The sequence below is a fragment of the Streptomyces sp. CGMCC 4.7035 genome, assembly GCF_031583065.1.
GTDB lineage: Bacteria > Actinomycetota > Actinomycetes > Streptomycetales > Streptomycetaceae > Streptomyces > Streptomyces yaanensis.
The window spans coordinates 5,199,238-5,210,844 of record NZ_CP134053.1; the positions used below are offsets into that span (position 1 = coordinate 5,199,238).

The 11,607-nt window shown below is 71.8% G+C and carries 11 protein-coding genes, 1 pseudogene and 1 riboswitch; of the genes and pseudogenes, 6 read left to right on the top strand and 6 right to left on the bottom strand.

What is annotated here, in order from left to right:
- Positions 1 to 113 precede the first annotated feature (113 nt).
- Positions 114 to 244: riboswitch (FMN riboswitch) on the bottom strand.
- A 287-nt stretch (positions 245 to 531) separates the two neighbouring features.
- Positions 532 to 2,235 (bottom strand): ROK family transcriptional regulator, encoded by a 1,704-nt coding sequence (locus tag Q2K21_RS36045; protein WP_449343590.1) that lies wholly within the window; start codon positions 2,233 to 2,235, stop codon positions 532 to 534.
- Positions 2,236 to 2,385: 150 nt separating this feature from the next.
- On the opposite strand from Q2K21_RS36045, the gene Q2K21_RS22615 reads away from it, so the two are divergent.
- A complete protein-coding gene (locus Q2K21_RS22615) occupies positions 2,386 to 3,597 on the top strand; it encodes an MFS transporter (RefSeq protein ID WP_310781172.1) in 1,212 nt (403 codons plus the stop codon).
- On the opposite strand, the gene Q2K21_RS22620 is transcribed toward Q2K21_RS22615, so the two are convergent.
- Positions 3,557 to 4,015 (bottom strand): acyl-CoA thioesterase, encoded by a 459-nt coding sequence (locus Q2K21_RS22620; RefSeq protein WP_310774042.1) that lies wholly within the window; start codon positions 4,013 to 4,015, stop codon positions 3,557 to 3,559. The two genes, Q2K21_RS22615 and Q2K21_RS22620, sit on opposite strands and share 41 nt — an antisense overlap.
- Positions 4,016 to 4,219: 204 nt before the next feature.
- Between Q2K21_RS22620 and Q2K21_RS22625 the strand changes: the two genes are divergently transcribed.
- Positions 4,220 to 5,638 (top strand): uracil-xanthine permease family protein, encoded by a 1,419-nt coding sequence (locus Q2K21_RS22625; RefSeq protein ID WP_310774045.1) that lies wholly within the window; start codon positions 4,220 to 4,222, stop codon positions 5,636 to 5,638.
- Positions 5,639 to 5,695: 57 nt separating this feature from the next.
- On the opposite strand, the pseudogene Q2K21_RS22630 reads toward Q2K21_RS22625, so the two are convergent.
- Positions 5,696 to 5,964: pseudogene (locus Q2K21_RS22630) on the bottom strand (glycoside hydrolase family 6 protein); the annotation flags it as partial.
- On the opposite strand from Q2K21_RS22630, the gene Q2K21_RS22635 reads away from it, so the two are divergent.
- The 4 genes from Q2K21_RS22635 to Q2K21_RS22650 all read left to right on the top strand — a co-directional run bounded on the left by Q2K21_RS22635 (position 5,863) and on the right by Q2K21_RS22650 (position 8,319).
- Positions 5,863 to 6,162: a hypothetical protein gene (locus Q2K21_RS22635; protein WP_310781422.1), complete on the top strand. Its 300-nt coding sequence runs from the start codon at positions 5,863 to 5,865 to the stop codon at positions 6,160 to 6,162. The pseudogene Q2K21_RS22630 and the gene Q2K21_RS22635 overlap by 102 nt on opposite strands.
- Before the next feature lie 114 nt (positions 6,163 to 6,276).
- Complete coding sequence (locus Q2K21_RS22640; protein ID WP_310774047.1) at positions 6,277 to 6,507, top strand: hypothetical protein; 231 nt, start codon at positions 6,277 to 6,279, stop codon at positions 6,505 to 6,507.
- Between the two features lie 117 nt (positions 6,508 to 6,624).
- Positions 6,625 to 7,299 carry a DUF5995 family protein gene (locus Q2K21_RS22645; protein WP_310774050.1) on the top strand — a complete coding sequence of 225 codons (675 nt, stop codon included), beginning with the start codon at positions 6,625 to 6,627 and terminating at the stop codon, positions 7,297 to 7,299.
- 90 nt (positions 7,300 to 7,389) lie between these two features.
- On the top strand, positions 7,390 to 8,319 hold the full coding sequence (locus tag Q2K21_RS22650; protein ID WP_310774051.1) for a TIGR03619 family F420-dependent LLM class oxidoreductase: 930 nt from the start codon (positions 7,390 to 7,392) through the stop codon (positions 8,317 to 8,319).
- A 134-nt stretch (positions 8,320 to 8,453) separates the two neighbouring features.
- On the opposite strand, the gene Q2K21_RS22655 is transcribed toward Q2K21_RS22650, so the two are convergent.
- The 3 genes from Q2K21_RS22655 to Q2K21_RS22665 form a co-directional block, all read right to left on the bottom strand.
- Positions 8,454 to 10,166, bottom strand: a complete 1,713-nt coding sequence (locus Q2K21_RS22655; RefSeq protein ID WP_310774054.1) for a flavin monoamine oxidase family protein — start codon at positions 10,164 to 10,166, stop codon at positions 8,454 to 8,456.
- Positions 10,167 to 10,213: 47 nt separating this feature from the next.
- On the bottom strand, positions 10,214 to 11,041 hold the full coding sequence (locus Q2K21_RS22660; RefSeq protein WP_310774056.1) for a carbon-nitrogen hydrolase family protein: 828 nt from the start codon (positions 11,039 to 11,041) through the stop codon (positions 10,214 to 10,216).
- Between the two features lie 184 nt (positions 11,042 to 11,225).
- Complete coding sequence (locus Q2K21_RS22665; protein ID WP_310774058.1) at positions 11,226 to 11,606, bottom strand: DUF742 domain-containing protein; 381 nt, start codon at positions 11,604 to 11,606, stop codon at positions 11,226 to 11,228.
- Between the last annotated feature and the right edge of the window lies 1 nt (position 11,607).

An 11,607-nucleotide genomic window follows, 5' to 3' on the forward strand; every position in this document is an offset into this window, starting at 1 on the left:
ACTCCGGGGCCTGTCGATGACGACAGTAGACACGAGCAGGGACACCGAGGACGACGCCGAACGAGGGTCCGTCGTCATGACGGACCTACGGCGGCGTGCATGATGCCCGCCCGCCGCGCACTGCCTCCCATCCGGACTTTAACCGTCGGTCCAGGAATTTCACCTGGTCAACCGGCCGCTGGAAGCGACCGGGTCGCGGACTGTAACCGCCGGTTCGGACTTTCACCGACCCCGGAGTGCGCTGCTTTAGGTACAGGGCCAGTGTGCCACGCCTTGTCGAGGTCCATACGGACGAACGGTGTGGGGTGCCTCACAGGACGCACGGCTGGACTTCTCCGGCGGACCGGGACGGCGGGCCTGCCGGACCAGCCCCGAGCGCACCGGGCTTCTTCTCGCGTTCGCAAGCGCCCACCAGAGCCGGGTATCCGGAAAGTGACGGACTTGCACGCCACAACTCCCCGCGCCGGCACGGATGTTGCGGCCTCTTCCCCCTCTCGGCTTCTCCCGAGCGGGAACATCACCGCGCGCCCGTTAGGCGCGAACCGGAGGCGTGAACAGGTCGTCCTGGGCGCCGTCCCGCGCGGTCAGCAGGGCGCCCCGCAGTACCGCGCCGCCGCCCAGCGCGCCCGCCCGCACCTCGGTCCGCAGTGGCGTCATCCGTGCGAGCCGCTCCTCGACGCGCGCGGCCAGCACGTCACCGCCCGCCCGCCCGACCTCGCCACCGAGCACCACACAGCCGGGGTCGAGGATGGCGGCGATGGAGGCGGCGCCGATGGCGAGACGGTCGGCGAGGGCGTCGAGGAAGCGGGCCGCAATGCGCTCCTCGGGGGCGCCGAGGCGGCCTCCCCCGGCCCCGTCGGCACCCCCATCACCCTCCGGAGACGCGCCACGCAGGCCCCCGGCATCCTGACGGCCCACACCGCCGCCCGAACCCCCGGCCTCGGGGTCGCCCGCCGCAACCTCACCGTCCCGCACACCACTCCGGCCACCGGCAGCCCCCACGGCACCGACCGAAGCCTCGCCACCCCCGCCCAGACCACCGACACCCGAAGCACCGACCGCAGCCTCGCCAACCCCGTCCCGGCCACCGACACCCACAGCGCCCCGCACAGCCCCACCACCCCGCACCGCACCCGCACCGCCGCCGACACCCGGCCCGGCGGCCGCGACTCCACCGCTCCCCACAACCTCCACCCCGCCACCGACACCCGAAGCGCCCGCCGGACCGGCACCGCCCCGCACCGCACCCGCACCCGCCCCGCCGCCGACAGCCCAAGCGCCCCCCGCGGCCCCGTCGGCCCGTCCCGGCCGGCGCGAGTCCCCCGCCTCCGCGGCACCCGCCGCCTCCGCGGCCCTGCGTACCAGCGCCGCCGCGTACGGCTCGTGCGCCTTGCCGTCCGCCACCAGCCCGTGCGCCTGCGCCAGTTCGGCGATGGCCGCCGCTCCCGCCAGGGAGTGGAAGCCGCCCGCACAGTCCGTCGCCGACGGGAGCGCCCCGGTGCCCGGGACCGGCAGGAAGCCGATCTCGCCGGTGCCGCCCGAGGCGCCGCGGCGCAGCGCGCCGTCGAGCACCACGGCCGCGCCCGTGCCGTGCCCGAGCCACAGCAGGACGAAGGTGTCCCGGTCGCGGGCGGCGCCCTCGCGCTGTTCGGCCAGGGCGGCGAGGTTGGTCTCGTTCTCCACGATCACACGCGCGGGCAACCGCTCCTGGAGCGCGGCGACCAGTCGGCGGTGCCACTCGGGCAGGCCCGAGGAGTCGCGGAGTTCCCCGGTGGCGGGATCGACGAGCCCGGGCGCCCCGATCCCGACTGTGTGCAGCCGCTCGGCACCGGCCTCCTTCGCGGCGCGCTCCACCAGCGCCACCGCCTGTTCGACCGCGGGTCCCGTGCCGGAGTCTCCACTGATGGGCACCGACGCCTCGGTGAGCACCTCGCCGAGCAGATCCGACACGACGACGGAGACGCCCTCGGTGCGCACGTCGAGGGCCGCGAGATGGGCGCGGTCGGCGACGATCCCGTACAGCCGGGCGTTCGGACCGCGCCGTTGCTCGCCCGACTCCCCCACCACCGCGATCAGCCCGGCTGCCGTCAGGCGCTCGACGAGGTCGGCGACCGTGGGGCGGGACAGTCCGGTGAGCTGCTTCAACTTCCCTGCCGTCAACGGGCCTTCCTGCTGCAGCAGCCGCAGGGCGAGCCGGTCGTTGATGGCCCGGGCGGTGCTCGGAGATGCGGGCATGCCGGGATCCTTCCAGATCGGCGGGCGGCTCGGCGGGCGGCTCTTGATCACTCGCCCTGGCCCTTGCCCTATCTATCAGGCAGGGTTCCTGATAGTTTACGCGGCGCAGCGGGGCGGACACAGCCGGGGAGGGGCCCGACAATGAGCACAATGGTCGAAGGGGTCTACCAACCACGCGAGGTGAGGCGCGCCCGGTACGCCGTGGCCGCGGTGTTCGCCGTGCACGGCGCCGTCACCGGCTCGTTCGCCACCCGCGTGCCGTGGATCCAGGACCACGCGCACGTCGGTGCGGGCCAACTCGGGTTCGCCCTGGCCTTCACGGCGTTCGGCGCCTCCTGCTCGATGCCGCTGGCCGGCCGGATCAGCCACCGCTTCGGCAGCCGCACCGCCCTGCGCGGCCTGATCGCACTGTGGACGCTGTCCCTGACCCTGCCGTCGCTCGCGCCGAACCTGTACACCCTGTGCCTGGCGATGTTCACCTACGGCGCCACGGCAGGCATGGCCGATGTCGCCATGAACGCGCTCGGCGTCGAGGTCGAACGCCTGCTCGACAAGTCGATCATGTCCGGCCTGCACGGCATGTGGAGCGTCGGCACCCTGATCGGATCGGCCGCCGGCACGCTCGCCGCGCAGCTCGGCTCGGACGCGCGGCTGCACCACGCACTGGCGGCGGGGGTCCTCACGCTCCTCGCCATAGTGGCCTGCCGCTGGGTGCTCGATCTGAAGCCCGCCGAGGACGAGGAGCCACCGCCGAGGTTCACGCTCCCGCCCAAATCGGCGCTGATCATCGGCGCGGTCGGCTTCTGCGCGGTGTTCGCGGAGGGGGCGAGCCTGGACTGGTCGGCGGTGTATCTGCGCGACCGGTTCGACACGTCGGCCGGGCTCGCGGCGGCCTCGACGACCGGTTTCATGCTGACCATGGCGGTGGCCCGGATCGCGGGGGACGCGGTGGTGAACCGCTTCGGTGCGGTCCGTACGGTCCGCGGCGGCGGTGCGCTCGCCGTCCTCGGCGGTCTGCTCGTCGTCGTCGCGGGGCAGCCGGCGGTGGCGATGGCCGGGTTCGCGCTGATGGGCCTGGGCATCGCGGTCGTCGTCCCGCTGTGCTTCGCGGCGGCGGGCCGCAGCGGCCCCAACCCCAGCCAGGCCATCGCGGGCGTGGCGACCATCACGTACACCTCGGGTCTGATCGCGCCCAGCGCGATCGGCGGGCTGGCCCAGGCGACCAGCCTGGTGGTCTCGTTCGGCTTGGTGACCGTGCTGGCGTGCGGGCTCACGGCCCTCGCCGGCGTCCTGCGCGCGGGCGACCGTGAGCGCCCGAAGGTCAGTCCGCCGAGCGCAGCAGTTCGCGACCCACGGCCCTGAAGGGCTCGCTCCACGAGGCCGGGCGCAGGGTCGCCGCGTCGAGCCGGACGAGGACCCGGCTGCCCCGCGCGTACGTCACTGCTCCGTCGGCCGAACAGAACCGGAACCCGTACGTCAGCCCGGTGTTCCCGAGCCGCTCCAGCCACAGGTGCACGGCGTACGCGCCCGGCTTGTCGACCCGGGCGTCGTAGGTGATCCGCAGCTCCTTGACGGCGTTGCAGAAGTCGCCCGCCGCCTCCCAGTCGCCGTCGAAACCGAAGCCGTGCTCCTGCCACAGCGCGGTCCAGGCGCGCTCCACCATGACCGGGTAGCGGGCGTTGTGGAGCAGTCCGAGCGCATCGAGGTCGTCGAAGTGGACGGTGACGGGGATCAGCCGGCCGTAGGACAGAGCGGGTGCGATCGGGGCTTCGGCGGTCACGGGGTTCGGGCTCCTGGGCGTGTCGGATGAGGCTCATGATGCGGCTCACGAGGACGCTCCATCCTAAGCGGACGCTCAGGATTTCCCCTGTCCGATCGTGACTGTGAACACGGTTCAGTCTGCGGACCTTGAGGGCGAAGGGACGCAGGTACCGGTGACAATGGTTCGGACAGTCTTCATGTACAGAGAAAGCGAAGCTTCACCATGGACCTCGGCGTGCGCTGGAAGCTGCACGGTGACGGGCACACGCCCGCGCCCGGAGCGGTCGTCCGTCCCGACGAACGGCTCTCGTGGCCCCGCACGGTCGGGCTCGGCGCCCAGCATGTCGTGGCCATGTTCGGAGCGAGTTTCGTGGCGCCCGTCCTGATGGGCCTCGACCCCAACCTCGCGATCATGATGTCGGGCGTCGCCACCGTGATCTTCCTGCTGGCGACCCGCGGCCGGGTGCCCAGCTACCTGGGCTGTTCGCTCTCCTTCGTGGGCGTCGCCGCGGTGATCCGCGCCCAGGGCGGCACGAGCGCGACGGTGACCGGCGCGGTGTTCGTCGTCGGTGTCGCGCTGTTCCTCGTGGGGCTCGCGGTCCAGCGGTTCGGGGCGCGGATCATCCACGCGGCGATGCCACCGATCGTGACCGGCGCGGTCGTCATGCTGATCGGGTTCAACCTCGCTCCGGTGACCGCTTCGGTCTACTGGCCGCAGGACCAGTGGACCGCACTGCTCGTGATGCTGTTCACCGGGCTGGCCGTGGTGTGCCTGCGCGGTTTCTGGTCACGGATCGCGATCTTCCTTGGGCTGGTGTTCGGATACGGGATCTCCTGGGCGTTCGACCGGATCTTCGGGAAGATCCACTCGGCGGACGCGAGCGGCAAGCTCACCGACCACTGGCGCCTGGACCTGTCGGCCGTCGGCAAGGCGGACTGGATCGGCCTGCCCCACTTCCACGGACCGTCCTTCCAGTGGTCCGCGGTCCTGGTCGCCCTTCCCGTGGTGATCGCGCTGGTCGCGGAGAACGCCGGACATGTCAAGGCGGTCGGTGAGATGACCGGCGAGCCGCTGGACGACAAGCTGGGCACGGCGATCTCCGCCGACGGCATAGGCTCCATGCTCTCCACGGCGGTCGGCGGCCCGCCCAACACGACGTACTCCGAGAACATCGGCGTGATGGCCGCCACCCGGGTCTACTCGACCGCCGCCTACTGGGCCGCGGCCGGCTTCGCGCTCCTCTTCGGTATCTGCCCCAAGTTCGGCGCGATCGTCGCCGCGATCCCCGGCGGGGTGCTCGGCGGCATCACCGTCATCCTGTACGGCATGATCGGCCTGCTCGGCGCGCAGATCTGGATCAACTCCAAGGTGGACCTGCGCAATCCGCTGAACCTGGTACCGGCCGCGGCGGGCATCATCATCGGCGTCGGCAACGTCACCATGAAGTTCACCGACACCTTCTCGCTCAGCGGCATCGCGCTGGGCACGCTGGTCGTCATCACCGGCTATCACGCGCTGCGGGCGCTGGCCCCCGCGCACCTCAAGACGCAGGAGCCGCTGCTGGACTCCGGCACGTCCTCGTACGACGAGGAGAGCGGCACCACGGCCGCCCGGGAGGCGGATCAGCGGGCCGGCTCATAGGCGCACGCCCATGCGGCCCGGTGCGCGTCACGGTCAGCGCGCGAGCTCATACGCGTACTAGGCCGAGAACGTCCCGGGTGTCCCCTCGCAGCCGTCCGATTCGCCCGGCGGCCTGACCCACGGACAGGCGTCGGCCCGGTCCTCCGCCGTGTGCGGGGTCGGCGCCCGTCCGATCCTGCGGTCGGCCGGGCGCACCACTCCCCCTCGGACGGAGCGCCGTTGCCATGACGGCTGCTGTCGATGACGGCGCCCAGGCTCGCGGGACCGCCGAGGCCGTCCAGTACCTCACGGGCGTACGCGACCTCGTCGCCGGTGCGGTGGAAGTCGGGGGACAGTTGGTCACCTTCTCGGCCGTGAACACCGAGCTTGTGCGCTCGGCGGTTCACACCTCGTCGCGCTCCTCGGCTGTCGCCGGCTGCGGCATCGAGGTCACATCCGCCCTGACAGGCGCGAGAGGCGGTGACAAGGCCCGACACCGAGGGGACCCCGGTGACACCAGCCTGGTCGACACCAACCGCAGGTGACAGTAGAGCCGCTCGGGAGCGGCCCAGGTACTCGGCCTGCCGGTGTGCGTGAAGGCCGTCCGGCTCGGTACGGCGGACGCGAGGGGTTTGGTGCCGGGGACGGCGTGACCGGCGATGCCGACGGCACGACGGGCGGCGGCTTGCCGACCGTCGGGCGGGGCACGGCCGGCCGGACGGGCCCGGTCGGCGGCGGGGCCGTCGTCGAGCGCCGACATCGTCCCCACCACGGTGCCCGCCGCGACCACCACCGAGGCCGCCGCGACCATGGCACCGCGCCGGGCGGCGCGTCTGCGCCGGGCCCTGCGCGCGGCGGGCCCTGCGCGCGGCGGGCCGCCGGACGCGTGAACCTGACATGTGCCGCTCCCCCCGTCCCCCTCTTGGCCCACCGCCGGGTTCCCCCGTTCCGGGGAAGCCCGCGGGCCGGTGGCACTCCGTTCGGCCCAAGCCTGGAACCCTGCCCTCATGGTGCGGTTGGAGCAGTTCACGACGGAAGTGGACACGGTCGTCTCACGTATGCGCGCGCTCGGTGAGAGCTGGCCGGAACACGACGGCGTCGCGGTCTTCAACCGCGTCTACCTCGCCGTCACCGAGGAGGTCGACCAGCGTCTGGACGCCGGGTGCTTCGCGGACCGGCGGGCCGCGATCACGCTGGACGTCCGGTTCGCCGAGCGGTATCTGTCCGTGGCCGAAGAGGGACCCATGCCCGCCTGCTGGCGGCCGCTGTTCCAGTTCCGGCGCCATCCCGGCGTACGACCGCTTCAGTTCGCTCTCGCGGGCATCAATGCGCACATCGGTCACGACCTCGCGCTGGCCGTCGTGGACGCCTGCCGTACGCTCGGCTGTCAACCGGCCGATCTGGAGGACGAGTTCGACCGCGTGGGCGACATCCTGGTCTCCCTGGAGGAGCGCATCCGCGAGGATCTGATGCCCGGTCCCGATGTGCTCCAGATCGCCGACCCGCTCACGCACCTGCTCGGCTCGTGGAGCCTGGAGCGGGCGCGCGAGGCCGCCTGGGCGGCGGGCCGGGCACTGTGGGCGCTGCGGGAACTTCCGGACGTCACCGAGGAGTTCGCGCAGCGGCTGGACGCGGCGGTGGGATTCGCGAGTCGCATGCTGCTCACGCCGCTGCCGGACTGATCCGGCCATCCGCGCCTGTCGCGACCGGAACACCCTTGTGACCGCTGTACGTTGAGTCGGAGGCACATCCATGGTGAAGGAGCGACAGGTATGGCGACCCGGCTCGGACTCAGCCTCCCCCAGAACAAGCAGTACGACATCGGGCGTGACGTGCCCGACGTGGCACGCGCCGCCGAGGAGATCGGCTACGAGAGCCTGTGGGTGTACGAGCGGGCACTGTTCCCCGAGGCGGCCTCCCAGGGCCTGTACGGCATCGAGGGACTGCCCTGGCCGGACAGCTACCGCGGGGTGGCCGAGCCCCTGGTGACGCTCACGCTCGCCGCCGCTGCCACCCGGCGCGCCCGGCTCGGCACGAGCGTGCTCGTGGCGCCCCTGCACGTGCCGTTCCAGCTCGCCAAGGCGTTCGCCTCGCTGGACGCGGCGAGCGGCGGCCGGGTCGTGGCGGGCCTGGGCACGGGCTGGTCCCTGGACGAGTACGCGGCGGCATCGGTCCGCCCGTTCGAGGAGCGCGGTCAGATCCTGGACGAGGTGATCGAGGTGTGCCGCGCGGTCTGGGGCCCCGATCCGGTCACTTATGAGGGCAGGCTCACGAAGATCTCCTCGGCGACCGTCGCCCCCAAACCGGCCCGGCCGATCCCGATCCTGCTGGCCGCGACGAACAAGAAGGCCCAGCGGCGGCTCGTCGACAAGGCCGACGGCTGGATGCCGGTGGGCCTGGGTGCCGGTCAGCTGGCCGCGCAGTGGCGCGCGTTGCAGGACCTGGCCGCCGAGCGGGGCCGCACCGAGCCCCTCCAGGCGGTGCTGCGCACCAACGCGGCGTACTCGGCCAAGGCGTACGACGGCGCGGACCGCGGCCCCTTCCAGGGGAACGTCGAGCAGATCGTGGAGGACCTGGCGGCACACGCCGAGGTCGGCCTCGACGAGATTTTCATCGACATCCAGGGCGCGACGCGGGACGCGCAGGAGCTGAAGGACGTGGCCGCGGAGCTGTACACGGCGGCACGGGCGGCCGGGATCTGACCGACCGCTGCCGGGCACGGCCGGAATCCGACCGACCGCCGTCGGGCACGGCCGGAATCCGACCGACCGCCGTCGGGCACGGCTGGAATCCGACCGGCCGTGCCTGTCCCGGCCGCCCCTGGGCCCGGCCCGGCTCAGTCCTCCGGCAGTTCCACCGGTGCGATCTCGTCGTAGACGTCGCCGGGGCCGGGGTTGACCGGGTCGGTCTCGCCCCCGAAGTGGTGCATGACGCCCCACACGGCGTTGAGCGCGGTCTGCACGGCGCCCTCGGCCCAGCCGGCCGTCCAGGAGATGTCGTCGCCGGCGAGGAAGATGCCACGCTTGTCGTCGGGCAGCCGGTCCTGCATGAAGTGCGTGAACAGGCGCCGCTGGTAGCGGTAGTGGCCGGGCAGGTTGGCCTTGAACGCGCCCATGAAGTAGGGCTCGTTCTCCCAGGAGACGGTCACCGGGTTGCCGATGATGTGCTTCCTGATGTCGACCTTCGGGTAGATCTCGCCGAGCGACTTCAGCATGACCTCCATCCGCTCGTTCGCGGACAGCGGCAGCCACTTCAGGCTGTCGTCGCACCAGGTGTAGGACAGGCAGATGACGGCGGGCTTGTCCGGGCCGTCGTCGAGGAGGTAGGTGCCGCGCGTCATGCGGTCGGTGAGCGTCATCGACATGACGTCCCGGCCCGTCGGATTTCCCTTGTCGTCGACGGCCTTGTCGAGCCAGAAGGGCCGGTCGACGGGGACGAACAGCTTCGAGCTCTCCATGTAGTGGGTGCGCTCGATCGCCGTCCAGTGGTCGATCGGGAAGAGCGAGTCGTCGCAGGCGATCTTGGACAGCAGCATCCAGGACTGGGCGGTGAAGATCGCGGCCTTGTAGGTGCGGATGTCGCCGTTCGCGTCCGTCACCGTGATCTGGTTGCCGGCGGTGCGGTGCAGCCGAGTCACGGCGGGGCGCGGCTCGCCGTCCACGTGGAGGGACTTCAGCGAGGTGCCGTAGGGCCAGTGGACGATCTTCTCCGGCTCGCGCTCCCACAGGCGCAGGGGCAGCTGCTGGGAGCCGCCGACGATGCCGCGGTGGTGGTCGTCGGCCTCGGTGTAGACGACGCGGAGGATCTCCAGGATGGAGTTGGGGAAGTCGGTGTCCCAGCCGCCGGTACCGAAGCCGACCTGGCCGAAGATCTCGCGGTGCCGGAAGGACTTGAAGGCCTCGGAGTCGCAGAGGAAGCCGTAGAAGGTCTGGTTGTCGAGCTTCTCGACGAGCTTCGCCCAGATCTCTCGGATGCGCGGCACGTCCCGCTCGCGCATGGCGCGGTTCATGTCGGAGAAGTCGGCGCCCTCTTCCAGACACCGGTTCCAGGCGTCGGCCACGTCGCGGTAGACCTGGGGCAGGTCGTCGAGGGTCTCGGCGTAGTGGCTCTCGCCCTTGAGGTCGACGACGGTCGACGGGGTCGCCTCGGCCAGCGGGTTGGGGAACGGCCTCGTCTCCAGGTCGACCAGGTCGATGTAGTGCTGCAACGCGGTGGAGGACGGCGGGAAGCGCATGGCGCCCATCTCGGCGGTCAGCGAGGGGTCGCACCCGTCGAAGCCCACGGTCCGCAGCCGGCCGCCGATCTGGTCGGCCTCGTACACGACGGGCTTGAGGCCCATCTTCATCAGCTCGTACGCGGCCACGATGCCGGACAGGCCACCGCCGATGACGGCGACCTCGGTGCCGTGCTCGGTCGCGGGTATCTGACCGAGGCCCGCCGGGTGGGCGAGGAAGTCGTCGTACGCGTACGGAAAGTCCGGCCCGAACATGGTGATCGGCGGCTGCTGCTCGTCTGTGTGCTGGACGGCGTTGGGCACCGTGGACGTCATGGGGTACGGACTCCTTGCACGAAAGAACGCTGGGGAAGGCTGAGGGATCAGACGAGGGACCCGTAGAGGCCGGGGCGGCGGTCCTTCAGATACGGGTTCGCCTCCCGGGAGGCGGCGAGGTGGGCGGGGTCGACGTCGGCGAGGACGAGTTCCTCGACGCGGCCGGCGCGGGCCCGGGCGATCCCGTCGGGTCCGGCGAGGGTGGAGAGCCCGACGAACTCGAACTCCCCTTCCTGGCCGACGCGGTTGACGTACGCGACGTACATCTGGTTCTCGAAGGCCCGCACCGGGACGAGGGACTCGGCGACGAACTGGAACGGATGCATCTGGGCCGTCGGGACCACGAGGAGGTCGGTGCCGGCCAGGGCGTGGGCGCGGACGTTCTCCGGGAACTCGACGTCGTAGCAGATCATGATCCCGACGCGGAGGCCGTCCAGTTCGGCCTGGACGACCGGCTGATCGCCCGGGGTGAAGTGGTCGCGCTCGAAGCAGCCGAAGAGGTGGGTCTTGCGGTAGTTCGCGAGACGGGTGCCGTGGGCGGAGATCAGTTGGGCGGAGTTGAAGACCTTCCCCCCGCCTTCGGCCGGGGGCACCCCCATCTCGCTTCGCTCGCCGGAGCGCTCGGGATAGCCGTAGGCGATCGCCAGGCCGTGCCTCGCCGCGATCTCGGCGACCGCGTCCGCCCCGTCGCCGTCGGCCGGCTCGGCGAGCCGGGCGATCTCGCCGCCGATCGCGTACCCGGTGAGGAACATCTCCGGCGCCACCAGCAGGCCGGCGCCCGCCGCGGCGGCACGGCCCGCGGCCTCGTCGAGGACCTTGAGGTTCTCGGCGACCGAGCCGAGACGGCCGGAGCTCTGGAGCAGGGCGGTGCGCATGCGTGTTCTCCACCGGTGCGGAAGGGGGGCGGGGGCCAGATAGACGGTACGGTCGGCGCCCTCGGCCGGACAAGAAGGAGCCGTTGCGCGCCGGTGAGCGGATCGTTGCGTCCGTCGCGGGCCGGGCGGCGATTCGTTGCGCGCCCTTGTCTTGCGCTTGTCTTGCCGCGGAATCCCGCCGGGCTCAGAGTTCCCGCAGCCGCTCCACGATCTCCCGCAGCAGTTCCGGGTCCGCCGCCGGGCCGCCCCGTGCCGCGGGCCGCGGCGCGTCGATGCGCACCAGACCGGCCTCGGCCAGGTCGCCGACCAGCACGCGTACGACCGTCAGCGGCAGATCGGCGTCCGCGGCAAGCTCGACGACCGGCCGGGGCCGGCGGCGCACCAGGTCCAGCAGGGATGTGCGGGCGTGGTCGACGCTCGGCTGTCCCTCGTCCGCTTCCAGCGCCGTGACCTGCGACATCAGGTCGATGGTGTGTCGCTGCGAGGGCCGGGTCCGGCCCCGCGTCACGGTGTAGGGGCGCACCATCGACCCGGTCTCGTCCTCGTACCAGTGGTCGTCGGTCACG